A 25,154-nucleotide genomic window follows, 5' to 3' on the forward strand; every position below is an offset into this window, starting at 1 on the left:
AGCTGGCCTCGATGCGGCCGGCAGCATCCCGCGCCGGCCGTTCGGTGCGCCGTCTCTTACCAGCGGATCGTCGCCTTGCCGGTGATGCGGCGTCCCTCGCCGTAGAAGCAGTAGAAGTCGGCATTGCCGCAGGACGCGACATATTCCTTGTCGAACAGGTTGCTGGCGTTGACCGACACTTCGTAGTTGTCGCGCTCGTAGCTGAGCACGGCGTCGACCACCGTGGCGCTCGGCACCTTGAACGTGTTGGCATCGTCGCCGTAGCTCGAGCCGACGTAGCGCACGCCGAGGCCGGCGCCGAGCCCGTCGAACATCGAGCCGTTGCGGATCGTGTAGTCGGCCCAGCCGGCGACCGTGTGGCGGGGGATCGTCGTCGGCGTCATGCCTTCAAGGCCGCCATCCGGATCCTCGGTGATCTCGGCATCGAGATAGGTGTAGGCAAGCCGCAGATTGAGGCTGTCGGTGAGGCTGGTGACGCCCTCGAGCTCGAAGCCGCGCGAGGTGATCTGGCCGGTCTGCCGGGCCTGGAACGTGCCGCCCACCGCATCGAAGCGGATGGCGTTGTCGCGGACGATGTCGAAGAGCGAGGCGGTCAGAAGGGTATTCCAGCCGGCCGGCTCGTATTTCACGCCGATCTCGTACTGGTGCGATTCTTCCGGCTCGAACAGCGTGCCCGAGGCGCTGACGTCGAGCGGCGGCAGGAACGATTGCGAATAGGTGACGTAGGGCGCGATGCCGTTGTCGAAATTGTAGATCAGCCCGACCCGGCCGGTGAAGGCGTCGGCGTCCTTCTCCGCATCGACGGCGCTCGAGAAGTCGCTGTCGGGCCGCTCCAGTCCGGTCGTCGCCCAGTCGTAGCGACCGCTGAGGACCAGCGAGAGCCGATCGAGCTTGATCTGGTCCTGCAGATAAAGGCCCGTCTGGGTCTGGTTGACCGTGTTGTCGTAGTAATTGCCGAAGCGGGTGACCGGACTGCCATAGACCGGATCGAAGACGTTGATCGGGTCGGTGCCATAGAGGTCGATCGTGTCCGTATAGCGGGTCTTGCGGTAGTCGAGGCCGCCAAGCACGGTATGGCCGAGGATGCCGGTGTCGAACTCGGCCTGGACCTGGTTGTCGATCGAGAACGTGTCGAGATCGACATCGCCGGTGCCGCCGGAGCGGGCGAGCAGGCCGGCCGCCTCGTCGATGTAGCCGCCGCCGTAGATGCTCGCCTCGTCGTGGCTGAGGCCGGCATAGCGCGCATTCTGGCGGAAGGTGAAGGTCTCGTTGAATTCGTGGCTGAACTGGTAGCCGATCGAGCCCATATCGGTGTCGTAGTAGTCGAAGTCCGGCTCGCCGAGGAAGCGGCTGTTCGGGATCCGCCGCCCGTCATTGTCGTAGAGCGTGCCCGAGGCCGGCATGAACTGCAGACCCCAGCCGGCGCGGTCCTGCTGGTAGTTCGCCGACACCGTCAGGTTGGTCTGGGCATCCGGCTCCCACGACAGCACCGGCGCGATGAAGAAGCGGTCGTCGTCGACCGTGTCAACCTGGTTGTCGGCGTTGCGGGCGACGCCGGTGAGGCGGAAGCCGAAGGGGCTGTTCTCGGCTGCAGGGCCTCCCAGGTCGAAGCGCCCTTCAAGCAGGCCGAAGCTGCCGCCGGAAATCTGGACCTCGCGCAGCGGTGCGTCGGTCGGCTTCTTGCTGACATAGTTGATCAGGCCGCCCGGGCCGTTCTGGCCGTAGAGGACCGACGACGGGCCCTTTAGGATCTCGATGCGCTCGGCGCCATAAGGGTCGAGGCAGAGGAAGTTGATGATCGACGACGACGGCAGCCGCAGCCCGTCGAAGAAGGTCGCGTTGGCGGTGGAATCGAAGCCGCGGATGTTGAAGCCGCCGCAGCGCGTGTCGGCGCCGCCGGTGATCTCGGGCGTGACGCCGGCCGTGTAGCGGGTGGCGGCGCGAATGCTGCGGGCGTCCTGGCGCTCGATCTGCCCGCTGGTGACGACGGAAATCGACTGCGGCGTCTCGATCAGCGGCGTGTTGGTCTTGGTCGCGCCGGCACTGCGCGTCGCGACGAAACCCTGCTGCTCGTTCGCCTCGCCGGGGCCGGTGCCCTGCCCGATCGGATTGCCGTTCTCGTCCAGGGTGACGGTCACCGTGTCCAGTTCGATGACCTCTTGGGCCATCGCCGGTTGCAGCGCAGGAACGCCGAAGAGGACGGTGGAGGAAAGCATCACCCCGCCGAGGCGGCGAACGAGATGACCGTTGATCCGGGTGCCGAGCGACATGGGAAATCCGCGTACAAGGGAGATAATATGAGTGCAATAGTCCAGTTATCCGGAGCGCGAAAGCACTCGTCTTGCGAAGATGGCGCCGGCTCGACGGACTGTGTTGAAACTGCCACAGATTGTCTCCGGAGCGATGGCCGTGCTTTCCGCCCTGCCCCGCCGAGCGAAAGCCCGATCGCCGCTGGCCCCCGAGAAACCCCCCGGCCCCGCTGATGCCGGGGGTGGGGAATATTCCGGAGCACGGTCGCGACCAGCGGGACATCACGTCGAGTTTCCTTCGCGGCCTTCTTGCAGCCCCTGTGGCCAATGCACATCTGGGCGCGCGGGCCGGATCAACCGCCCGGGGGCAACGACGTGGATTATCTTCTTCTGCTGGCCGGACTGGTCGGCCTGTTTCTTGGCGGCGAAGCGCTGGTGCGCGGCAGCGTCGGCATCGCCCGGCGCCTGGCGATTCCGCCGTTGCTCATCGGCCTGACGGTCGTCGGCTTCGGCACCTCGACGCCGGAACTCCTGGTGTCGGTGGACGCCGCATGGCGAGGTTCGCCCGACATCGCCCTCGGCAATATCGTCGGCTCGAATATTGCCAACATCCTCCTGATCATCGGCATGTCGGCGCTGGTCTGGCCGATCAAGGTCCTGGGCGCGACGCTGAAGCGCGACACCGCCGTCATGACGCTGGCGGCGCTGGCGCTGGTGCCGATCTTCGCGCTGGGCGAGATGGGCCGCCTGTCGGGCTTCATCCTGTTTGCCGGCCTCGTCGGCTATCTCGTCTGGGCCTATGTCCAGCCGGGCGAAGTGGTGGTGGAGGAAGAGGGCCTGAAGCCGCCGGCCCCGACCCTGATCTCGGTGCTCTGGGTGATCGGCGGACTGGTCGCGCTGATGGCCGGCGCCCGCTTCCTCGTGGATGGCGCGGTTTCCATCGCGCGCGAGTACGGCATCTCGGAAGCCTTCATCGGCCTGACCATCGTCGCCATCGGCACCTCGCTGCCGGAACTCGCGACCTCGCTGATCGCCGCCTTCCGGCGCCAGTCGGAGATCGCCATCGGCAACATCGTCGGCTCCAACATCTTCAACATTCTCGGCATCCTGGGCGTCACCGCGATGATCTCGCCGATCCCGGTGGCATCGCGCTTCCTCACCTTCGACCTGCCGATCATGATCGTGCTGTCGCTGGTGCTGACCGGCCTGCTGCTTACACAAAAGGTGATTGGACGCGGCGTCGGCGTGGCGATGCTGGCGGGCTATGGCGCCTATGTCTGGGCCGCGCAGGGCTGACCGGCACCCCCGGGCGCGGACGCGCCCGGGTCGGCGGGCCGACGGCAGTCCGTAGCGCTGGCGCCGGGAACGACTTATGTTCCCGGCCCATGGCATGGCAGGGAACAGTCTGACGATGGCGCGACGAGCCGATGACGACAGCCGGCTCGACGACGCGGCCCGCGCGGGCTGGCTGTATTACGTCGCCGGCAAGACGCAGGACGAGATCGCCCGGACGCTGAGCATCTCGCGCCAGAGCGCGCAGCGGCTGGTCTCGCTCTCGGTGACCGCTGGCCTCGTCAAGGTGCGGATCGACCATCCGATCGCCGCCTGCCTCGATCTCGCGGCCCGGCTGCGCGAGCGCTTCGGCATCGACTTCGCCGAGGTCGTGCCGTCCGATCCCGCCTCGTCCTCGACGACGCTCGGGATCGCGCTCGCCGGCGCCGACGAGATGGAGCGGCGGCTGCGCCAGGCGGACCCGCTGGTCATCGCCATGGGCACGGGACGCACGCTGAAATCAGCCGTCGAGCACCTGCCGCGCATGGACTGCCCGCAGCACCGGATCGTCTCCCTGACGGCCAACATCACGCTCGACGGCTCGGCGTCGGTGTACAACGTCATCTTCTCGATGGCTGACCGGATTCGCGCCGCCCACTATCCGATGCCGCTGCCGGCCGTGGCATCGTCGCCGGCGGAGCGCCTGCTGCTGCACGAGCAGAAGGTGGTGAAATCCACCCTGGCGCTGGCCGCGCAGGCCGACGTCACCTTTGTCGGCATCGGCGACGTGGGGCCGGATGCGCCGCTGGTGAAGGACGGCTACGTGACGCCGGAAGAATGCCGGGTCCTGCTTCAGGATGGCGGGATCGGCGAGATCGTCGGCTGGGTGTTCGACCGCGACGGGCACCTGCTCGACTGCTCGTTCAACGAACGCGTCGCCAGCGCGCCGCTGCCGCCGACGTCGAAGGGTGAGGTGATCATGTTCGGCATGGGGCCGGTGAAGACGCCGCCGATGCGCGCCGCGCTGAAGGGCCGCCTGGTCAACGGCGTCATTACCGACCAGGCCACGGCGATGGCGCTTCTCGACGGCTGACCTTCCGGCTTTTCTTCCTCGTTTCGCATTCCCGAAACGCGCGCCGGCCGGTGCGTATGCTGCGCTGCGGCATGCAATTCGTTTGACAGCGCATGCCCTCGGTGAGAATTTGCCCCGGTAATGAAGATTTGCTCACGTGGAGCTGGGAGGCTTTATGATGTTCCGCCGTGCTTTAGCCACAGGTGCCATTTCCCTTTTCGCGTTCGTCGGCGCGGCCGGGGCGCAGACGACGCTGACCATCGCCACGGTCAACAATGGCGACATGATCCGCATGCAGGGTCTGACGCAGGATTTCACCGACAAGCATCCCGACATCGCGCTGAACTGGGTGACGCTCGAGGAGAACGTCCTTCGCCAGCGCGTCACCACCGACATCGCCACTTCGGGCGGCCAGTTCGACGTGATGACGATTGGCACCTACGAGGTCCCGATCTGGGCCGGCAACGACTGGCTGGTGCCGCTGGAAAATCTCGGCGACGACTATGACGTCGACGACATCCTGCCGCCGATCCGCGAGGCGCTGTCGGCCGATGGCAAGCTCTTCGCCGCGCCGTTCTACGCCGAGAGCGCGATGACGCTCTACCGCACCGATCTGTTCGAGGCGGCGGGCTTGGAAATGCCGGAGTCCCCGACCTGGGAATTCATCGAACAGGCCGCCAAGACGATCTCGGACGCCAATGACGACGTCTACGGCATCTGCCTGCGCGGCAAGCCGGGCTGGGGCGAGAACATGGCCTTCCTCGGCTCGATGGCCCGCTCCTATGGCGCCAACTATTTCGACGCCGACTGGCAGCCGCAGTTCGAGAGCGAAGGCTGGAAGACCGCCGTCGACCAGTATGTCCGGATGCTGACCGAATACGGGCCTCCGGGCGCGGCCTCCAACGGCTTCAACGAGAACCTCTCGCTCTTCAACCAGGGCCGCTGCGCCATGTGGATGGACGCCACCGTCGCGGCCTCCTTCGTGACCGACCCCGACGAGAGCCAGGTCGCCGAAAATGTCGGCTTCGCCCCCTTCCCCTGCGGCATCGAGAACTGTCCGAACAACGGCGCCAACTGGCTGTGGGCATGGTCGCTGGCGATCCCGGCGGGTTCGCAGAAGGCCGAAGCCGCCGAGACCTTCATCGGCTGGGCGACGTCGAAGGCCTATCTCGAGCTCGTCGCCGAGAAGGAAGGCTGGGCCAACGTGCCCCCCGGCACCCGCACCTCGCTCTATGAGAACGAGGCCTACACGAGCGAGGCGCCCTTCGCCGAAGCCACGCTGAACGCCATCGACAACGCCGATCCCTCGATCCAGGACGACAAGCCCTATGTCGGCCTGCAGTTCGCCGCGATCCCGGAGTTCCAGGGTCTCGGCACCTCGGTCGGCCAGCAGATGGCGGCCGCCGTCTCGGGCAACATGGCCGTCGAGCAGGCGCTCTCCGCCGCCCAGCAGGCGGCCACCCGCGAGATGACCCGCGCCGGCTACATCAAGTAATTGCCTCCCGAGCAATTACCGAGAGGCGTCCCCTTTTAGGGGGCGCCTCGCCTCGACGTTCCGAACCGATGCTTTCGACCACCTAGACAGCCGCGCCCCTTCCATCCGCCCTGCTTACGCGGGCGGTCGCAGGGGGTGCTTCTCGAACGCCGCTCCCAGGCAGGGAATACGCCGATGGCGACACTCCAGACGAAGTCGGCCGCGCGCCTGATGATGGCGCCCTCGGTGATCGCGCTGCTGATCTGGATGATCGTGCCGCTGTCGCTGACGCTGTATTTCTCGACGCTGAACTACAATCTGTTCAATCCCGCCGAGACGCCGTTCATCGGCCTGATGAACTATCGCTTCTTCCTCTCCGACCCCGCCTTCTTCACCGCCCTGCAGAACACGCTGACGCTGGTCATTGGCGTGCTGATCATCACCGTCGGCGGCGGCATCCTGCTCGCCCTCCTCCTCGACCAGGCCTTCTACGGCGTCTCGATCGTCCGCCTGCTGGTCATCGCGCCGTTCTTCGTCATGCCGACCGTCGCCGCCCTGGTCTGGAAGAACATGATGATGAACCCCGTCTACGGGGTGATCGGCCAGGCGCTGGAAACCGTCGGTATCGGCGCGATCGACTGGTTTTCCAACGCGCCGCTCACCGCCGTGATCATCATCGTCGCCTGGCAGTGGCTGCCGTTCTCGACGCTGATCCTCCTGACCGCCCTGCAGTCGCTGTCGGAGGACCAGAAGGAAGCCGCCGAGATGGACGGCGCCAAGGCGCTGTCGATCTTCTGGCACATCACCCTGCCGCACATGGCCCGCGCCATCACGGTGGTGATCCTGATCCAGACGATCTTCCTCCTGTCGATCTTCGCCGAGATCTACGTGACGACGAGTGGCGGACCGGGCCTGCAGACCACCAACATCCCGTATCTCGTCTACAGCCAGGCCTTGCTGCAGTTCGACGTCGGCGGCGCATCGGCGGGCGGTATCGTCGCCGTGGTACTGGCCAACATCGTCGCCTTCTTCCTCGTCCGCCTCATCGGCAAGAACCTCGACGCTTAAGGAGACAGGACCATGGCCCGCGCAGTCTCCACCCGCCGCAAGATTGGCTTCACCGTCCTCGGATGGACGGTCGGCCTGCTGATCTTCTTTCCCGTCCTCTGGACCGTGCTCACCTCGTTCAAGACCGAGCTCGCGGCGATCTCGATCCCGCCGCAATGGGTCTTCTTCGACTGGACGCTGGAGAACTACATCGAGGTGCAGGAGCGCTCGAACTATTTTCGTTTCATGATGAACTCGGTCTATCTGGCGCTCGGCTCGACGCTGCTCGGGCTGATCTTCGCCGTCCCTGCCGCCTGGGCGATGGCCTTCTCGCCGACCAAGTCGACCAAGAACATCCTGTTGTGGATGCTCTCGACCAAGATGCTGCCGGCCGTCGGCGTGCTGGTGCCGATCTACCTGATCTTCCGCGACCTCGGCCTCTTGGACACCCGCACCGGCCTGATCGTCGTGCTGTTCCTGATCAACCTGCCGATCATGGTCTGGATGCTCTACACCTATTTCCGCGAGATCCCGGTCGAGATCCTCGAGGCGGCGCGCATGGACGGCGCGACGCTGATGAAGGAGATCACCCAGGTGCTGGCGCCGATGGCCGTCCCGGGCATCGCCTCGACCGTCCTCCTGTCGGTGATCCTTGCCTGGAACGAGGCGTTCTGGACGCTGAACCTGACGACGTCCAACGCCGCGCCGCTGACCGCCTTCATCGCCTCGTTCTCCAGCCCGCAGGGCAATTTCTACGCCAAGCTCTCGGCGGCCTCGACCATGGCCATCGCGCCGATCCTCATCATCGGATGGTTCTCGCAGCGCCAGCTCGTGCGCGGCCTGACCTTCGGCGCCGTCAAGTAGGAGCCTCGCCATGAGCGCCATCACCCTTCGCAACGTCAGCAAGAGCTTCGGCGACGTCGTCATCATCCCGGGCCTCGACCTCGATATCGCCGAGGGCGAGTTCGTCGTCTTCGTCGGCCCGTCCGGCTGCGGAAAGTCGACGCTGCTGCGCCTGATCGCCGGGCTCGAGGACGTCTCGGGCGGCGAGATCCGCATCGACGACCAGGACGTCACGTCGGTCTCGCCGGCCAAGCGCCAGCTGGCGATGGTATTCCAGTCCTACGCGCTCTATCCGCACATGAGCGTGCGCGCCAATATCGGCTTCCCGCTGAAGATGGCCGGCCAGTCGAAGGCCGAGATCGCCAAGCGAGTCGAGGAAGCGGCGGCGACGCTCAACCTCACCGACTATCTTGAGCGCCGTCCGCGCGACCTTTCCGGCGGCCAGCGCCAGCGCGTCGCCATCGGCCGCGCCATCGTCCGCCAGCCGAAGGGATTCCTGTTCGACGAGCCGCTGTCGAACCTCGATGCAGCGCTGCGCGTCAACATGCGGCTGGAGCTCTCCGAACTGCACCAGCAGCTGAAGACGACGATGGTCTACGTCACCCATGACCAGGTCGAGGCGATGACCATGGCCGACAAGATCGTCGTCCTCAACCGCGGCCGGGTTGAGCAGGTCGGCTCGCCGCTGGAGCTCTACGCCAATCCCGCCAACCGCTTCGTCGCCGGCTTCATCGGCTCACCGCGGATGAACTTCCTGACCGGCGCCTATGCCGGCCAGTTCGGCGCGCCGACGGTGGGCATCCGGCCGGAGCACCTGGCGATCTCCAGCACCGACGGGCTGCTGAAGGGCACGGCGGGCGTCTCGGAACATCTCGGCTCCGACACCTTCGTCCACGTCAAGCTCGACAGCGGCGAGCAGGTGACCGCCCGCTCGCCCGGCGACTACCGGGTGCGCCACGGCGATCCCGTCTGGCTGACGCCGGAGGAAGCCCACATCCACCGCTTCGATGACCAGGGGCTGGGCATCCGATGAGGCGCCTCGAGGGCAAGCGCGCGCTGATCACCGGCGCCGGGCGCGGCATCGGCAAGGCCTTCGCCGAGGCCTATGTGCGCGAGGGCGCCACCGTCGTGCTGCTCGACATCGACGGCGACGCCGCAGCCCGTGCCGCAGCCGAGATCGGCGAGGGCACTGAGTGGCGCCAGCTCGACGTGACGGACGTCGACGCCGTCGACGCGGTCGTCGAGAGCCTGGCGGCCGAGGCGCCGATCGACATCCTGATCAACAATGCCGCCTTGTTCGACATGGCGCCGGTCAACGAGGTCACCGAGGCGTCCTACGACCTTCTATTTGCCGTGAACGTGAAGGGCCCGCTGTTCATGATGCGCGCCGTCTCGCGCGCGATGATCGCGGCCGGGCGCGGCGGCAGGATCATCAACATGGCGAGCCAGGCGGGCCGGCGCGGCGAGGCGCTGGTGACGGTCTACTGCGCCACCAAGGCCGCGGTGATCTCGCTAACCCAGTCGGCGGGCCTCGCGCTGATCAGGCACGGCATCAACGTCAACGCCATCGCCCCCGGGGTGGTGGACGGCGAGCACTGGGACGGCGTCGATGCGCTGTTCGCGAAATACGAGCACCTGCAGCCGGGCGAGAAGAAGCGGCAGGTCGCCGCCGAAGTGCCGTTCGGCCGCATGGGGACCGCCGAGGATCTGACCGGCATGGCGATCTTCCTCGCCTCCGATGAGAGCCGGTATGTCGTGTCGCAGACCTACAATGTCGACGGCGGCAACTGGATGAGTTGAACTGCAACAGGATCGCAGGAAATGTATCTGGAAAAACTTGATCTGACCGGCCGGGTCGCGGTCGTCACCGGCGCCGGACAGGGCATCGGCGAGGCCTGCGCCACGGCGCTGGCCGAGGCCGGCGCGACGGTGGTCGTCGCCGACATGGACGCCGCGCGCGTCGAGGCTTGCGTCGCGCGCCTCAAGGAAAAGGGCTACGCGGCCCACGGCGCGACGATGGACGTGACCCGCTCGGCCGAGGTTGCGGCACTGGCCGACAAGGTGGTCGCCGATCACGGCCGCGTCGACATCCTCGTCAACAATGCCGGCGTCGCCAAGTCCGACGTGCGCGCCGAGGACACCAGCGACGAGCACTGGCGCTTCCACATGGACGTCAATCTCGACGGGCTGTTCTGGTGCTGCCGCGAGTTCGGTCGGAAGATGCTCGAGGCCGGCTCCGGCTCGATCGTCAATATCGGCTCGATGTCGGGCTTCATCGTCAACAAGCCGCAGCCGCAGAGCTTCTACAACGCCTCCAAGGCGGCGGTGCACCATCTGACCAAGTCGCTCGCCGCCGAATGGGGCCAGCGCGGCGTTCGCGTCAATGCCGTGGCGCCGACCTATATCGAGACGCCACTGACCAAGTTCGGGATCGAGGAAGATCCCGACATGTACAAGGTCTGGCTGGAGATGACGCCGATGGGCCGCGTCGGCCAACCCGACGAGATCGCCTCGGTCGTCCACTTCCTGGCCAGCGACGCGTCCAGCCTGATGACCGGCTCGATCGTCCTCGCCGACGGCGGCTACACCTGCTGGTGATTTGATCGCCGGCCCTTCGCCGGCCCTCTCCGACTGTGCTACCCCGTCCCTCGCGCCCGAAAAGGCGCGGGGGATTCTTGCGTCGGGAGACTGGGCATGGGCGAGGCATTCATCGGCGTGGACGTCGGCACCGGCAGCGCGCGTGCCGGCGTCTTCGACCGCAAGGGGCAACTGCTCGGTACGGCCAAACGCGATATCCGCCTCTGGCGCGACGATCACGGCCTCGTCGAGCAGTCCTCCGCCGACATCTGGACAGCGGTCGTCGCCTCGGTGCGCGAGGCGATGGAAAAGGCCGACATCGACCCGGCCTCGGTCAGGGGTCTCGGCTTCGACGCCACCTGCTCGCTGGTCGTCGTCGGCGCGGACGGAAAGGGCCTGCCGGTCGGCCCGACGGAGGATCCCGAGCGCGACATCATCGTCTGGATGGACCATCGCGCGCTCGACCAGACCCGGCGCATCAACGAAACCAGGCATCCGGTGCTGCGCTATGTCGGCGGCGTCATTTCGCCCGAGATGGAAACGCCGAAGCTCCTGTGGCTGAAGGAGAACCGGCCCACGATCTTCGCCAGGGCGGCGCATTTCTTCGATCTTGCCGACTATCTCTCCTGGCGCGCCACGGGCAGCCTTGCCCGCTCGGTCTGCACCCTCGCCTGCAAATGGACCTATCTCGCCCACGAGGGACGCTGGGACCCCGACTATTTCCGCACCGTCGGGCTCGAGGAACTCGCCGAGGAGGACTTCGTCCGCATCGGCGCCGAGGTCGTGGACATCGCGACGCCGCTCGGCGACGGACTCTCGCCAGCGGCGGCCGCCGATTTCGGCCTGCCGGTCGGCACACCCGTGGGCGCGCCGGTCATCGACGCGCATTCCGGCGGCATCGGCACGCTCGGCGGTCGCCGGCCGGACGGCAGCGCCGCCGAGCCCTCGGCCGAGCTGGCGCTGATCATGGGCACCTCGTCCTGCGCCATGGCGGTGACGCGCGACATCGCCTATGTCGACGGCGTCTGGGGACCGTACAAGGACTCGCTCCTGCCCGGCTACTGGCTGCTCGAAGGCGGCCAGTCGGCCTATGGCGCGGCGCTCGACTATCTCGTCGCGCTGCATCCGGCCTTCGCGGCGGCCAAGGCGACCGCAGCGTCCGAAGGCCGTTCGGTGCTCGACCATCTGGAGCGCCGGGCGATCGAGACCGCCGGGTCGATCGAGGCGTCGGCCCGGCTCGCCGGCACGCTGAACATCGTCCCGGAATTCCTCGGCAACCGTTCGCCGGAGGCCGACCCGAACGCCACCGCCGTCATCGCCGGCCTCGGCCTCGAGACCAGCGAGGCGAGCCTCGTCCGGCTGTTCGTTGCCGGGCTCTGCGGCCTGTCCTACGGCACCGGTCAGATCGTCGAGGCGATGCGCGACAAGGGCGTCGGCCTCGGCACGATCGTGGTTTCCGGCGGGGCGGCAAGATCGCCGCTCTTGCGCCGTATCCTCGCCGACGCGACCGGGCTGAAGGTCGCCCTGCCGCAGACAGCCGAACCGGTCCTGCTCGGCGGCGCCATCATCGGCGCGGTGGCCGCCGGCGCGTTTCCCGACATTGCCCATGCCGCCGCGCAGATGTGCCGGGTCGGCGACGAGATCGCGCCCAATCCGGACCTTGCCGCCTTCCACGCCCGCAAGCGCCGCGCCTACGAGATCCTGCAGCGGGCCGAACGCGAGATCCGCGCGCTCGACGCGGTCGAGGTCGGCCTCGCCGGCTGAGGCCGGCCGCACGGCCCGGCCGGGTGCTTCAGCCTGCGAGGGCGCGGTCGAGGCGGGCCAGCAGCTCGTCGAGTTCCTGCAGGTCGCGGGGGCTGAGCTTCGGGCCCGGATGGCGCACATGCGCGGTGGCGATGGCGCCGCGCCGCCGCAGGATCTCCTTGCGCACCGCAAAGCCGAAGCCGAGCTGCTGCTCGTGCCGCAGGATCGGCAGATAGGCGTCGAAGACGTCCTCGGCCCCCTCCGCGTCGCCGGCGAAGAAGCGGTCGCAGACCGCGACCAGCATCTCGGGATAGGCAAAACCGGTCATCGCGCCGTCGACGCCGCGGCGCAGCTCCTGCGGCAGATGCAGGCCACCATTGCCGACGAGAATGCTGATGCGTCGTCCCTCGCCGGTATCCGAGCGCTCGCGGAGCCTGGTGATCTTGGTCAGGCCCGGGCTTTCCTCGTGCTTGAGCATGACGAGGTTGGGGAAGGCGTCGATCAGCCGGTGCAGCACGGCGACGGACGTCACCACCGTCGTCGTCTGCGGATAGTCCTGGTAGCAGACCGGAATGTCCGGGCCGAGCCGCGACAGCACCGTCTCCCAATAGGCATAGACCTGGTCGTCGGTCTTCAGGCCAGGCAGCGGCGCCACCATCACGCCGGCTGCACCGGCATCCATGGCGTCATTCGCGAACCGCACGAGATTGTCGGTGCCGGGATTGCTGGCGCCGACGATCACCGGCCGGGCCCCGTCGATCCGGGCGAGATAGCGCGCCATGACGCTCCTAGACTCGTCCGGCGTCAGCTTGGTCGCCTCGCCGAGGAGGCCGAGGATGGTGAAGCCGCTGACGCCCTTCTCGAGATAGAAGTCGACGAGCCGGTCGACACTGTCGAGATCGAGCCCGCCGTCATCGAGGAACGGCGTCGGGCAGATGACGAAGACGCCCTTGGTGGATTCGTTGATCAGCTGAGCGGCCATGTGGCTTCGTTCCTGTGCATCGGCGGGTTCGCCTATCGGGGAGGTCCTGCGCTACCAAGCCGTTCGCCGCGCCGTGACCTTGCATCGAGGCGTAGCCGAGGCGACCGAGGCCAGGCAACCCGGCGCCAGGGCAGTCTCCCGCCATCGGCGGTTGGCGGGGCAGCCTGTGGTCGGGCGCAAAGTCCTGATCCTCATGGCGTCTGGAATATTTGCGGCTACCGCGCCCCCATCCGGGATCCTCGTATACGATTTTCTAATCATTCAACTTGATTTCGCCGCCCTGCAAATATTGCGCTCGGCACCCCGGCGTGGCTAACTGCTCATCGATTGCACCTGATGAATTTTGCGGCATCACCACGAATGGAGAATCTCCCCATGCGCTTACGCCCCGCCACCACGTTCGCCGCGCTTCTCCTGATGGGCCTGCCGGCGACGGTCTCTGCCCAGGAAGCACCGCTGCGTACCGCGCTCGACGGGACCTTCGCGCCGCATGCCATGCCGACCATGAGCGGCGGCGTGGAAGGCTTCAACGTCGATCTCGTCAACCTGATCGGGGAGCGCCTCGGCCGCGAGGTCGAGCTGACGTCGGCGCAGTTCTCCGGGCTCATCCCGGCGCTTCAGGCCGGCACGTTCGACTTTCTCGCCGCCCCCGTCACGGTGAACGAGGAGCGGGCTGCCAACCTCCTCTTCACCGAAGGCTTCATGGACACGAACTTCGCCTTCGTCGTGCCGACGGACGCCCCGGAATACGCCGATCTCGACGCCTTCCGCGGCAAGACCATCGCCGTCAATCGCGGCTCGGCCTATGACAGCTACCTCGCCGAGCGCGCCGACGAATACGGCTGGACGGTCGAGTCCTACGGCACCAACAGCGACGCCGTCGCTGCCGTCCTGTCCGGCCGGGCCGACGCCAACCTGGCCGGCGCCACCGTCGCGGCCTGGGCGGCACAGAAGAACCCGCAGCTGGCGCTCTCCTACGAGATCGAGACCGGCCTCGTCTGGGCGCTTTCGTTCCGGCAGGACTCGACCGAGATGCGCGACCTCGTCGACCGGGCGATCGAGTGCCTGAAGATCGACGGCTCGATGGCCGAGCTCTCGCAGAAATGGTTCGGCGTCGAGCCGACGACGGGGGCCACCATCGTCACGCCGACCCCCGGTTTTGGTGTGCCCGACTTTCCGGGCTATGCCGAGGACGATCACCAGCCGTCCTGCGACGGGCTCGCATCGTAGCCTTCAAGCTCCCGGCATTCTGGGCAAGGGGTTCGCATCGGCTTTCGTGCGGAACCCAGACGAGGCGCAAATCATGACCCGCACCGCCCTCGAGATCGTCTCGTTGTCGAAGTCCTTCGGCAAGACCGAGGTCCTCTGCGACATCAGCCTGAAGGTCGCGGCCAGCGAACTCGTCTGCCTGATAGGGCCGTCGGGATCGGGCAAGAGCACGCTTCTGCGCTGCTGCAACCGCCTGGAGGAGCCGAGCTCGGGCGACATCCTGATCGGCGGCCGCAACATCCACCACGGCACCGCCCGGGACCTGCGGCGCATGCGGGTCCGCACCGGCATGGTGTTCCAAGGCTTCCACCTCTATCCGCATCTGAGCGTCATGGGTAATCTGACCCTCGCCCAGCGCAAGGCGCTCGGGCGCTCCCGCAGCGAGGCCGAGGCGAAGGCCCGGCTGATGCTGGAGAAGGTCGGGCTGTCCGAAAAGGCGGCGGCCTACCCGTCCGAACTTTCCGGGGGTCAGCAGCAGCGCGTGGCAATAGCCCGCGCCCTCGCCCTCGATCCCGACATCATGCTCTTCGACGAGCCGACTTCGGCGCTCGATCCCGAACTCGTCGGCTCCGTGCTGGCGGTCATGGCCGATCTGAAGGCGCAGGGCATGACGATGCTGGTCGTCACGCACGAGATGGGCTTCGCCCGCGAGGCCGCCGATCGCGTCGTCTTCATGGATGCCGGCGTCATCGTCGAGGAAGGAACGCCCGACGCCGTCTTCGGCGCGCCGAAGATGAAGCGGACGCAGGACTTCCTGCAGCGGATCGACAGACGCGCGGCATGAGCGGCTTCGACCGGTTCCTCGCCACCTTCTTCAACCCCGTCACCATCGCCGCCTACACGCCGGCGGTGCTGGAGGGCGTCAAGGTGACGATCCTCCTGGCACTCGCCGTGACCGTCGCCGGAACGCTGCTCGGCCTTGGCCTGGCGGCGCTGCGGACCTACCGGGTCCGCCCACTCAACCTTTTGATCGTCGGTTTCGCCGACATCGGCCGGGCGCTGCCGCCGCTGGTCATCATTCTCCTCTTCTATTTTGGCCTGCCAGGCGTCGGGATCCGCCTGTCAGGGCCGATGGTGGTCTTCATCGTCCTCGCCCTGACGCTTGCGGCTTTCGCCGAGGAGGCCTTCTGGGCGGGCTTCACCACCGTCGCCAAGGGCCAGTGGGAAGCCGGCATCGCGACCGGGCTGAGCTTCACCGCGACGCTCCTCTATGTCGCCCTGCCGCAGGCCGTGCGGCTGGCGGTGCCGCCGCTGGTCAACCGCATCCTCGCCATCTCCAAGATGACGGCGCTCGGCTCGGTCGTCGGCGTGCAGGAAATCCTCGGCGCCGCGACGGCCGCCCAGAGCCTGTCGGGCAGCGCCACGCCGCTGACCATGGCGGCGATCGCCTATCTCGCCGTCTTCCTTCCCGTCGCGATCCTGGCGCGGTTCCTCGAGAGCCGCTTCGCGTGGTCGAGCTAGGGAGGCGGCGATGGACGCGGTGATCCAGCAATTCTTCAATGTCGACGTGATGCTTCAGGCAGCGCCTCTCCTCCTGCAGGGCCTGTGGATGACGGCCAAGCTGTGCCTGGCGGTGATCGGACTCGGCCTCGTCGGCGGCCTCCTGATCGCGCTCGCGAGCCTCAGTCCGCGGCGCTGGCTGCGGCTTCCCGCCATCGTCTATGTCGACATATTCCGCGCCATGCCGCCGCTGGTGCTGCTCGTCTTCATCTATTCCGGCCTGCCCTTCGCCGGGCTCGACGTCGCGCCGTTCACGGCGGTCATGCTGGCGTTCCTGCTCAACAACTCGTCCTATTACGGCGAAGTCTACCGCGCCGGCATCCAGTCCGTGCCGGCCGGGCAATGGGAGGCGGCGCGGGCCACCGGCCTCAGCGGCGTGCAGACGCTCGGCTCGGTCGTCCTGCCCCAGGCCATCCGCAACGTCCTGCCGGATCTCCTGTCGAACACGATCGAGGTGGTGAAGCTGACGTCGCTCGCTTCCGTCGTGTCGCTCGCCGAGCTGCTCTACGCGGCCAACATGGCCCGCTCGATCACCTACAACGCCTCGCCGCTGGTGGCGGCGGCCCTCATCTACCTGGTTTTTCTCTGGCCGCTCGTGCGGCTGGTCAGCCGCTATCAGCGGCCGCTTGCGATCTGATCGCGCCGTCAAGGAAAGAAGCAAAACATGGCAGAATTCGTCGTCGGAGGCGCCCAGATGGGCCCCAACCAGAAGGCCGACAGCCGCAAAATGATCGTCGCGCGGATGCTGGCACTCATGGAAGAAGCCGCCGGCAGGGGCGTCGAGCTGGTGGTCTATCCGGAGCTGGCGCTGACGACGTTCTTCCCGCGCTGGTACATGGAGAACGAGGCGGAGGTCGACGCCTTCTTCGAGACCGAGATGCCGGGCCCCGAGACCGCGCCGCTGTTCGAGCGCGCCCGCGAGCTGCGCATGGCCATCAGCTTCGGCTATGCCGAGAAGACCCCCGAAGGCCGGCACTTCAACACCTCGATCCTGACCGACCGGGCCGGCAACATCGTCGGCAAGTACCGCAAGATCCATCTGCCCGGCCATTCGGAATACGACACCGAACGCGCCTTCCAGCATCTGGAGAAGCGCTATTTCGAGCCGGGCGACCTCGGCTTTCCGGTCTGGCGCAACGAGGGCGTCATCATGGGCATGGCGATCTGCAACGACCGCCGGTGGCCGGAGACCTATCGCTGCCTCGGCCTGCAGGGCGTCGAACTCGTGATGCTCGGCTACAACACGCCGTCGGTGAACAGCCAGATGAGCGCCGAAGGCCTGAAGGAGCGGCTGTTCCACTCCGAACTGTCGATGCAGGCCGGCGCCTACCAGAATTCGACCTACGTCGTCGGCATCGCCAAGGCGGGCGTCGAGGACGGCCATCCGCTGATGGGCGGCTCAATCATCGTCGACCCCGACGGCTTCGTCGTGGCGCGGGCCGAGAGCGAGGAGGACGAGCTGATCGTCGCTTCCTGCGACTTCGCCAAATGCGCCTTCGGCAAGTCGACCATCTTCGATTTCGCCCGGCATCGCCGGATCGAGCATTATCAGCGGATCACCGAACAGGCCGGCGTCATCGTCGAGGTCTGATCGACGCAAGCAAGGGAGGTTGAGCCGATGAACGCCCCGTTCGACACGGTGATCCATGGCGGCACGATCGTGACCGCCGCCGAGAGCTTTCGCGGCGACATCGCCCTGAAGGACGGCCGCATCGCCGCCATCGCGGAGAGCATCGCCGGCGGCGAACGCCGCATCGACGCGGGCGGCCGCCTGGTCATGCCGGGCGGCATCGAGGCGCATTGCCACATTGCGCAGGAGAGCTCGTCCGGCGTGATGAGCGCCGACGATTACTATACCGGCTCGGTCTCCGCCGCGTTCGGCGGCAATTCCTGCTTCGTCCCCTTCGCCGCCCAGCATCGCGGCCAGTCGATCGCCGACGTCCTCGCCACCTATGATGGCCGGGCCGCGCCGAACTCGGTGCTCGACTATTCCTACCATCTGATCGTCTCGGACCCGACGCCGACGGTGCTCCACGAGGAACTGCCGCGCGCCTTTGCCCGCGGCATCACCTCGTTCAAGGTCTTCATGACCTACGACCTGATGAATGTCGGCGATGCCGGGCTGCTCGACATCCTGACCGTCGCCAAGGCGCACGGCGCGCTGACCATGGTCCATGCCGAGAACAACGACATGGTCAAATGGATGAACCGCCGACTCGCCGATGCCGGCCTGACCGCGCCGAAATACCATGCCGTCAGCCGACCCGAACTCGCCGAGGAGGAGGCGATCCATCGCGCCGTGTCGCTGGCCAAGCTCGTCGACGCCCCGCTCTTCGTCGTCCACGTCTCAACGCGCGGCGGGGCAGCCATCGTCGCGCGCGAGCGCGATGCCGGGACACGGCTCTTCGCCGAGACCTGCCCGCAATATCTCGCCTTCACGCGCGCCGATCTCGACCGGCCGGGCATGGAAGGCGCCAAGTACATCTGCTCGCCGCCGCTGCGCGACGGCGAGACGCAGGCCGCCTTGTGGGGCCATGTCGCGCGCGGCACCTTCGACAGCGTCTCGTCCGACCATGCGCCCTACCGGTTCGATGCCGGCGGCAAGTTCCTCAACGGCGCCGACGCGCCCTACCCCAAGATCGCCAACGGCATGCCGGGGATCGCCGCGCGCCTGCCGTATCTGTTCTCCGAAGGCGTCGTCGCCGGCCGCATCGACCTGCAGCAGTTCGCCGCCCTGTCGGCGGGCAACGCGGCGCGGATCTTCGGCCTCTCATCCAAAGGCTCGCTGATGCCGGGCCACGACGCCGACATCGCCATCTGGGATCCGGAGGAACGGCGCGTCGTCACCCTGGAGGACCAGCACGACGCGATGGACTACACGCCCTTCGACGGGATGACGCTCACCGGCTGGCCGGTCACCGTGCTCAGCCGCGGCGCCGTCGTGGTTCACGAAGGCCGTCTCGAGGCAGCTCGCGGCCAGGGCCGTTTCGTCGCCCGCCAGCCTTCCGGCACCGGGCGGATGCGCGGTCATCGCGCACCGGAATTCGAGGCGCTGCGCGCCGAAGGACACGAGATCGCGCCATGAGCGACGCCTCACCCCCCATCGTAGTGGTCAACCCGAACAGCGACGAAGCTGTCACGCAAGCGATGTCGGCGGCGCTGGAGGGGTTCCGACTCGGCGGCGGCCCGGCGATCGAATGCGTCACCTTCGACGACGGGCCGATCGGCATCATGACCGAACTGCACGTCCAGGAGGCGGCGCTGCGCTTCGGCCAGTATGCACAAACCAGACCGGACGCGGGCGCGCTGATCAGCGCCTGCTACTCGCAGCCGGGCGTCGACCTGGCTCGTTCGCTGACGCGCGTGCCGGTCATCGGCATCCAGGACGCCGGCGTCCTCTCCGCCCTGGCGCGGGCCGACCTGTTCGGTGTCATCGCCGTGGCGCCGGGATCGATCCCCCGGCATCTGCGCCATTTGCGCCGCCTCGGCGCCGACAGGCGGCTTGCCGGCGAGGTGGCACTGTCGGAGCCGGTGAGCGTCGCGGAAAGCGGACGCGGCGAGCGCAGCTTCGGGTTGCTGATGGAGGCCGGCAGCCGGCTCGCGGCCATGGGCGCGGGCGCCGTCGTGCTTGGCTGCGCCGGCATGTCGGGCCACCGGGCGCGGCTGGAGGCGGAACTCGGCATCGTCGTCATCGACCCGACGCAGGCCGCCGTCGCCCTGGCGCTGGCGGCGATCCTGCCGGGCCAGGCATGAGCGAGACGGGCGAAGGCGCGGTCTCGCTGCGCCTCCTGTCGATCTTCGCGGCAATGATGGGCGGCGCCACGACCCAGGAGGCCGCCGAGCGCCTGAAGATGTCGCAGCCGGCCGTCTCGAACGGCATCCGGCAACTGGAGACGGCGCTCGGCGTCACGTTGTTCGAGCGGCTGCACCGGCGCCTGCAGCCCACCGAGGAAGCCTTCCTGCTGTTCGAGGAGATCCGGCCGATCTTTCCCATCCTGCGCGGGTTCGAGGCGCGGGCGCGGGCGATGCGCTCGGGCCTGTCGGGTCGCCTGCGCGTCCTGTCGACGCCGCCGCTCGGCCACAGCGTCGGCGCCCAAGCGCTCGGCGCGTTGCTCGAAGCCCGCCCGGAGGTCAACGTCTCCTACGACGTGCGGCGGCTGGAGCACGTGCTGGAGGCGGTTCAGAACGGCGCCGTCGACCTCGGCCTCGGGCTCGGGCTGGAATCGCATCCCGCGCTCAACGTCGAGGTCGTGGCACGCGTCGACATGGTGTGCCTGTTGCCGGCGGCGAGCCCGCTTGCCGGCCAGGACCACATCCGGGCCGGCGACCTCTTCGGCGACGGCCTGATCGGCCTCGAGGCGGAATCGCGCCTCGGCCAGGCGGTCCGCCTCGCCTTCGAACGCGACGGCGCGCATTACGCCCCGCGCGTCGAGGTCCGCTATTGCTCGACCGCCGCCGTGCTCGCGGCGACGGTTCCGGCGGCGACCATCGTCGACCCGTTCAGCGCCGCCCTGCGCGCGCCGACGCTGGTCGAACGCCCGTTCGCACCGGCCTGCAGCGTCCCGGTGGCGCTGTTCTTTCGCCGCGGCGTGCCGCGCTCGCGCCTCGTCCAGGCCTTCGTCACCTATGTGCGCGCGGCGCTGAAGGATTTCACCGCCGAGGCCGCCGCGATGCCGGCCGAGCCCACCATGAACGGACCTGCCGGATGACCCAAGGAATCGACATCGCGATGGACACGCTGTCGGCGCAGCAGCGCTACAAGCTGCTCTGCGCCATCGTCATTCCGCGGCCGATCGCGCTGGTGACGACGCTCGGGCGCGACGGCGTAACCAACGCGGCACCGTTCTCCTTCTTCAACGTCTTCTCGGAGACGCCGCCGCTGGTGATCCTCGGCCTGCAGGCCAAGCCTGACGACACGCCCAAGGATACGACGCGCAACATCCGCCGGACCGGGGAGTTCGTGGTCAATCTCGTCGATGAGGCGATGGCGGAATCGATGAACGTCTGTGCCGGCGACTTTCCGTCCGACACCAGCGAGATCGGCCCGGCGGGGCTCAACCTTTCGCCATCCGCCAAGGTCGCTCCGGCACGGATCACCGAGGCGCCCTTCGCGCTGGAGTGCCGGCGCCACACGATGCTGTCCTTCGGACCGGAGCGCGATCTCCTCGTTGGCGAGGTACTGCAGGTCCACGCCCGCGAGGGGCTGCTCGATGCCGGGACGCTGCATGTCGACATCGAGCGCTACCGGCCGCTCGGGCGCCTCTTTGCGGACCTCTATGCCCGCCAGCGCGACATCATCACGCTGAAACGCCAGCATCCCGGCAAAAGCTGAACGCCGACGACGCCGGCCTGAGGTCGGCGATCGAGCGATGGGACGGATCGGCCCGGTCAATCGCCGGCCGGGTCAGGGGCGGACGGGGATCATGCGGGCATCCCTCAAGCCGGCACCGGTCTCGCCCGATCGCGCATGCGCCCCATATGGCAGGGCTTCAACCCGTTCGGAGTTTTTCATGACCGATGACGAAGCCGCTGCCGAGGAGCGCAACGAGACGCTCATCGCCGAACGTGGCGAACGCGCGATCTACCGGTTCGAATCGAAGAAGCCGGATGGGATCTGGCTGACGATGTATCGGGGCCAGGATCGGATCCGCATGCCCGACGGCCGGGACATCGAGGCGCCGGCGCATCCGACATTCGCCAGCGAAGATCAGGCCCGCGAATGGCTGGACGCGCGGGAAGACTGATCCCGCCGGCAGGCGATCTCCGAGGACGTGGAAGGTGCGCCCGAGATCTGGTGCCGAGAAGGCCGGCGCGAAGCCTCCTCCTCATCGCCGCTCGATGGCAGGCCATCGCCGTGCCGGATCCTGCCCGCGGCAGCACCGCGACGATCCTTGCGCAGCTGCTGGCAGCCCGCCCGGTCATATGCGCCCCATCAGTTCCGCCGGGATGGACGGCAGGTCGCGACCAAGTGGGACGCCCTCAAGCCTTGCCGAAGATGCCCGGCGCAAGTCCCGCGAAGCGGCGGGACAGCTCGGCCAGCAGGATGTTCTGGGCAACGGCAGCCAACTCGTTGGCATAAACTTCGAACTCTCCGCGGCGGGAGGCAACGAGCAGCTGCCTTGCCAGTCCCGGCCCGGGAAGAGGAAGGACGGAAACGCCCTCGATATGCGCCAGGCCCTGCAGGATGCAGAGCGGCGTGGTGATGGCGACGCCTGCTCCGTTCGCGACCATCGCCACGATGGCATCCGACATGTCGAACTCGAAGACCCGCCGGGCCGCGATGTCGGCCTTTCGCAGGTGCTGATCGACCTGCGCCCCGACATAGGAGCGTTGGCTGTGGCGCACGAGGACATGCGCGTCGAGGATCTCCCGCAGGCCCCGCCCCTCGATCGCAGCGACGGCAGAACCCTGGACCAGAAGGACATAGTGCTCGATCAGGATCGGCCTGACTTCGAAGCCGGCGCGCTCGGCCGGATCGCAGGTGATCGCGACGTCGATCCGCCGTCGCGACAGCGCTTCGCCGAGTTCGCTCGACAGGCCGGACACGCCGGTGAGCCGGAGCGCGGGGCGGGCCGCGCCCATGTGCCGGAAAATCCTCGCCGCGATCGTGCCCGCCACCGTGTCGACGAGACCGATCCGCAGGTCGACGGCGCCAGACGCCGCGGCCGCCGCCCGGACCTTGCCGGCGATGCCGTCCAGGATGACGTCGAGACTCTGCATTTCCGACAACAGCGCCTGGCCGGCGGCCGTCGGCATGAGCGGTCGCACGTCGCGGTGCAGCAGTTTCGCGCCGAAATGCTCCTCTGCCTTGCGCACGGCCTGCGAGATCGCCGAGGGGCTGACGGCGAACCGCCCCGCGGCGTCGCGCATGCTGCCGGCCTCGATCGCGCTGGCTGCCATGCGAAGCGCCGTCAAGTCCACGTGCCGCTCCCTGCAATCCGGCTTCATCCGAAAATTAGTATCGCTTCATCTATTGCCGTTTTGGCGCGCCTTAGTCTAGGCTCGTGCTCAATTAAGTGACCTGACCAGGAATTGGTCAGGGAGGTAAGTGACCTGACCAGGAAATGGTCAGAGAGGGTAGTGATGGATTTCGACGTAGCGGTGATCGGCCTTGGCGCGATGGGAAGCGCCATCCTCTACCAGCTGTCGAAACTCGGCGTCCGCTGCGTCGGCATCGACCGTCACGATCCGCCTCATGCGATGGGATCCAGCCATGGCGATACGAGAATCACCCGGCAGGCGGTCGGCGAGGGCGAGGACTACGTCCCCTTCGTCAAGGCCTCCCACGCGATCTGGCGGGAACTCGAGCGTGAAACCGGCGAGCCGCTGCTGACCGAATGCGGCACGCTGATCGTCGCGACCGCCGGCGGTGAGACCTGGCACCATGGCAAGCCCGCCTTCGTCGAGCGGACGCGGCTCGCCGCCGAGCGCTTCGCCATCCCGCACGAGATGCTCGACGCCAGCGTCCTCCACGCGCGCTATCCACACCTGATCGGGCTCCGCGGCGACGAGATCGGCTATTTCGAGCCGGGTGGCGGCTATGTGCGCCCCGAAGCCTGCATCGCCGCCCAGATCACCATGGCGCGTCGGAACGGCGCCGAGGTGAGAACCGAGACGATCGTGCGCTCGATCCGGCCGGTCTTCGGCGGCAGCGAGATCGAAACCGATCGCGGGACGATGACGGCCGAAAAGGTCGTCGTCGCGGCCGGCGCCTGGATACCCGGCCTGCTCGGCGACGGCTTCCCTCCCATCCTGTCCGTCTCGCGGCAGGTCCTGCACTGGTTCGAGATGGAAGACACGGCACCGCCGGCTACCGACTGGCCGGTGACGATATGGATGCACGGCGCGGGGGAGGAGGATTATCTCTACAGCTTTCCCTCCCAGGAGGGGGAACATACGCTCAAGGTCGCGACGGAGCAGTATTCGGTGACGACAGACATCGAGACCATGAGCCGAGAGGTCACCGCCGGCGAGTCGGCGGTCATGTTCGATACCCACGTCAAGGGACGCCTCGCCGGCGTGTCGCCGCGCGTCGCGAAGGCGGCCAGCTGCGTCTATTCGACGACGCCCGACCGCGGCTTCGTTCTCGATCACCTGCCGACGGCGCCGGGCACGTTCGTCGTGTCGGCCTGCTCCGGCCACGGCTTCAAGCATTCGGCGGGGATCGGCCTTGCGGTCGCCGGCGCCGTCGCCGGACGCTCCGCCGATTTCGACCTGTCCGCATTCTCGATCGCCCGTTTCGGGTGATGGGGATGATACACCACCGGAACGTTCAACAACCCACGGAGAAAGTCATGCGAAACACCACGTCATTCGTCCTTGCGATGGCCGCGACGGCTCTTGCCAGCGGATCGATCGCAAACGCTGCGAGCCTCGATGAAATCAAGGAACGCGGCAAGATCGTCATCGGCGTGAAGGCCGACTACAAGCCGTTCGGCTTCCGCGATCCTTCGGGCGCCATCGTCGGCATCGAGCCCGATCTCGCCGCAGCGCTGGCCGAAACGCTCGGCGTCGAGCTGGAACTCGTGCCGGTCATTTCCGCCAACCGCATCGAATTCCTGCAGCAGGGCCGGGTCGACGCCCTGATCGCGACGATGTCCGACAAGCCGGAGCGCCGCAAGAGCGTCCAGGCGATCGAGCCGCTCTACTATTCCGACTCCGTCAACGTCCTCGTCAACGACCGCGCCAACATCACGTCCTGGGAAGATCTCAGCGGCAAGCCGGTCTGCGCCACCAGCGGCGCCTGGTACAACAAGAACGTCGAGCAGGAGTACGGCGCCGAGATCGTCGCCTTCGACGGGTCCGACAAGCCGCTGCTCGCCCTCCAGCAGGGCAAGTGCGTCGGCTACGTCTACGACCAGAGCTACATCCAGGGCCAGCTTCTCGACCCGTCCTGGGAAGGCAACTACTCGATGCCGCTCGAGGGCATCCTCGAAACGCCATGGATGATGGCCGTCGCCAACGGCAACGACAGCCTGCAGAAGGCCATGGAGGAAGAGACGGTGAAGTGGCTGAAGGACGGCACCATCGTCGAGCTCGAGGAAAAATACGGCATCCAGCCTTCCGCCTATTCCCAGCGCATGCACCAGGAATACGAAAGCAAGTAAGCCTCGATCGGAGCCGGCC

Annotated in this window: 24 protein-coding genes; 21 read left to right on the plus strand and 3 right to left on the minus strand. The window is 67.3% G+C overall.

The window, feature by feature from the left end; translation table 11 throughout:
* Positions 1-56: 56 nt before the first annotated feature.
* Positions 57-2,270: a TonB-dependent siderophore receptor gene (locus GTW51_RS13090; RefSeq protein ID WP_246233065.1), complete on the minus strand. Its 2,214-nt coding sequence runs from the start codon at positions 2,268-2,270 to the stop codon at positions 57-59.
* Positions 2,271-2,624: 354 nt separating this feature from the next.
* On the opposite strand from GTW51_RS13090, the gene GTW51_RS13095 reads away from it, so the two are divergent.
* The 9 genes from GTW51_RS13095 (at position 2,625) to GTW51_RS13135 (ending at position 12,298) form a co-directional block, all read left to right on the plus strand.
* The gene (locus tag GTW51_RS13095) at positions 2,625-3,545 is read left to right on the plus strand and encodes a calcium/sodium antiporter (protein WP_163044381.1); all 921 of its coding nucleotides are present in this window, start codon (positions 2,625-2,627) and stop codon (positions 3,543-3,545) included.
* Between the two features lie 115 nt (positions 3,546-3,660).
* Entirely contained in the window at positions 3,661-4,614 is a 954-nt protein-coding gene (locus tag GTW51_RS13100) for a sugar-binding transcriptional regulator (RefSeq protein ID WP_163044382.1), read from the plus strand.
* A gap of 157 nt (positions 4,615-4,771) precedes the next feature.
* Positions 4,772-6,088 (plus strand): ABC transporter substrate-binding protein, encoded by a 1,317-nt coding sequence (locus GTW51_RS13105; RefSeq protein ID WP_425483254.1) that lies wholly within the window; start codon positions 4,772-4,774, stop codon positions 6,086-6,088.
* Positions 6,089-6,262: 174 nt separating this feature from the next.
* The gene (locus tag GTW51_RS13110; protein WP_163044384.1) at positions 6,263-7,135 is read left to right on the plus strand and encodes a carbohydrate ABC transporter permease; all 873 of its coding nucleotides are present in this window, start codon (positions 6,263-6,265) and stop codon (positions 7,133-7,135) included.
* 12 nt (positions 7,136-7,147) lie between these two features.
* Entirely contained in the window at positions 7,148-7,978 is an 831-nt protein-coding gene (locus GTW51_RS13115) for a carbohydrate ABC transporter permease (RefSeq protein ID WP_163044385.1), read from the plus strand.
* A gap of 10 nt (positions 7,979-7,988) precedes the next feature.
* Entirely contained in the window at positions 7,989-8,990 is a 1,002-nt protein-coding gene (locus tag GTW51_RS13120; RefSeq protein ID WP_163044386.1) for an ABC transporter ATP-binding protein, read from the plus strand.
* A complete protein-coding gene (locus tag GTW51_RS13125; RefSeq protein ID WP_163044387.1) occupies positions 8,987-9,757 on the plus strand; it encodes an L-iditol 2-dehydrogenase in 771 nt (256 codons plus the stop codon). The genes GTW51_RS13120 and GTW51_RS13125 overlap by 4 nt, the downstream gene beginning before the upstream one ends.
* 21 nt (positions 9,758-9,778) lie before the next feature.
* Complete coding sequence (locus GTW51_RS13130) at positions 9,779-10,555, plus strand: SDR family NAD(P)-dependent oxidoreductase (protein WP_163044388.1); 777 nt, start codon at positions 9,779-9,781, stop codon at positions 10,553-10,555.
* A gap of 96 nt (positions 10,556-10,651) precedes the next feature.
* A complete protein-coding gene (locus GTW51_RS13135; RefSeq protein ID WP_163044389.1) occupies positions 10,652-12,298 on the plus strand; it encodes an FGGY-family carbohydrate kinase in 1,647 nt (548 codons plus the stop codon).
* Positions 12,299-12,326: 28 nt separating this feature from the next.
* Here GTW51_RS13135 and GTW51_RS13140 read toward each other — a convergent pair whose 3' ends face one another.
* Positions 12,327-13,259 carry a dihydrodipicolinate synthase family protein gene (locus tag GTW51_RS13140; RefSeq protein ID WP_163044390.1) on the minus strand — a complete coding sequence of 311 codons (933 nt, stop codon included), beginning with the start codon at positions 13,257-13,259 and terminating at the stop codon, positions 12,327-12,329.
* Positions 13,260-13,634: 375 nt separating this feature from the next.
* Between GTW51_RS13140 and GTW51_RS13145 the strand changes: the two genes are divergently transcribed.
* From GTW51_RS13145 to GTW51_RS13190, 10 genes are all read left to right on the plus strand, one after another.
* The gene (locus GTW51_RS13145) at positions 13,635-14,489 is read left to right on the plus strand and encodes a transporter substrate-binding domain-containing protein (protein WP_203566059.1); all 855 of its coding nucleotides are present in this window, start codon (positions 13,635-13,637) and stop codon (positions 14,487-14,489) included.
* A 73-nt stretch (positions 14,490-14,562) separates the two neighbouring features.
* Complete coding sequence (locus GTW51_RS13150) at positions 14,563-15,312, plus strand: amino acid ABC transporter ATP-binding protein (RefSeq protein WP_163044392.1); 750 nt, start codon at positions 14,563-14,565, stop codon at positions 15,310-15,312.
* On the plus strand, positions 15,309-15,989 hold the full coding sequence (locus GTW51_RS13155; RefSeq protein WP_163044393.1) for an ABC transporter permease subunit: 681 nt from the start codon (positions 15,309-15,311) through the stop codon (positions 15,987-15,989). The genes GTW51_RS13150 and GTW51_RS13155 overlap by 4 nt, the downstream gene beginning before the upstream one ends.
* 10 nt (positions 15,990-15,999) lie before the next feature.
* The gene (locus tag GTW51_RS13160; protein ID WP_163044394.1) at positions 16,000-16,665 is read left to right on the plus strand and encodes an amino acid ABC transporter permease; all 666 of its coding nucleotides are present in this window, start codon (positions 16,000-16,002) and stop codon (positions 16,663-16,665) included.
* 27 nt (positions 16,666-16,692) lie between these two features.
* Entirely contained in the window at positions 16,693-17,619 is a 927-nt protein-coding gene (locus GTW51_RS13165; protein WP_163044395.1) for an N-carbamoyl-D-amino-acid hydrolase, read from the plus strand.
* Between the two features lie 27 nt (positions 17,620-17,646).
* Positions 17,647-19,113 (plus strand): dihydropyrimidinase, encoded by a 1,467-nt coding sequence (gene hydA / locus GTW51_RS13170; protein ID WP_163044396.1) that lies wholly within the window; start codon positions 17,647-17,649, stop codon positions 19,111-19,113.
* Entirely contained in the window at positions 19,110-19,781 is a 672-nt protein-coding gene (locus GTW51_RS13175) for an aspartate/glutamate racemase family protein (RefSeq protein ID WP_163044397.1), read from the plus strand. The genes hydA and GTW51_RS13175 overlap by 4 nt, the downstream gene beginning before the upstream one ends.
* Positions 19,778-20,737, plus strand: a complete 960-nt coding sequence (locus tag GTW51_RS13180) for a LysR family transcriptional regulator (protein WP_163044398.1) — start codon at positions 19,778-19,780, stop codon at positions 20,735-20,737. Before GTW51_RS13175 ends, GTW51_RS13180 begins: the two co-directional genes overlap by 4 nt.
* Complete coding sequence (locus GTW51_RS13185) at positions 20,734-21,360, plus strand: flavin reductase family protein (RefSeq protein ID WP_163044399.1); 627 nt, start codon at positions 20,734-20,736, stop codon at positions 21,358-21,360. The genes GTW51_RS13180 and GTW51_RS13185 overlap by 4 nt, the downstream gene beginning before the upstream one ends.
* Positions 21,361-21,538: 178 nt before the next feature.
* The gene (locus tag GTW51_RS13190) at positions 21,539-21,772 is read left to right on the plus strand and encodes a hypothetical protein (RefSeq protein ID WP_163044400.1); all 234 of its coding nucleotides are present in this window, start codon (positions 21,539-21,541) and stop codon (positions 21,770-21,772) included.
* A gap of 235 nt (positions 21,773-22,007) precedes the next feature.
* Here GTW51_RS13190 and GTW51_RS13195 read toward each other — a convergent pair whose 3' ends face one another.
* Positions 22,008-22,928: a LysR family transcriptional regulator gene (locus GTW51_RS13195; RefSeq protein WP_203566060.1), complete on the minus strand. Its 921-nt coding sequence runs from the start codon at positions 22,926-22,928 to the stop codon at positions 22,008-22,010.
* Positions 22,929-23,111: 183 nt separating this feature from the next.
* On the opposite strand from GTW51_RS13195, the gene solA reads away from it, so the two are divergent.
* Together solA and GTW51_RS13205 are read left to right on the plus strand one after the other, a co-directional pair.
* Positions 23,112-24,275 carry an N-methyl-L-tryptophan oxidase gene (solA, locus tag GTW51_RS13200; protein ID WP_163044402.1) on the plus strand — a complete coding sequence of 388 codons (1,164 nt, stop codon included), beginning with the start codon at positions 23,112-23,114 and terminating at the stop codon, positions 24,273-24,275.
* A gap of 47 nt (positions 24,276-24,322) precedes the next feature.
* A complete protein-coding gene (locus GTW51_RS13205; protein WP_163044403.1) occupies positions 24,323-25,135 on the plus strand; it encodes a transporter substrate-binding domain-containing protein in 813 nt (270 codons plus the stop codon).
* The last annotated feature ends 19 nt before the right edge of the window (positions 25,136-25,154 follow it).

This window comes from Aurantimonas aggregata, from assembly GCF_010500835.1.
In the GTDB taxonomy this organism is placed as follows: Bacteria; Pseudomonadota; Alphaproteobacteria; order Rhizobiales; family Rhizobiaceae; genus Aurantimonas; species Aurantimonas aggregata.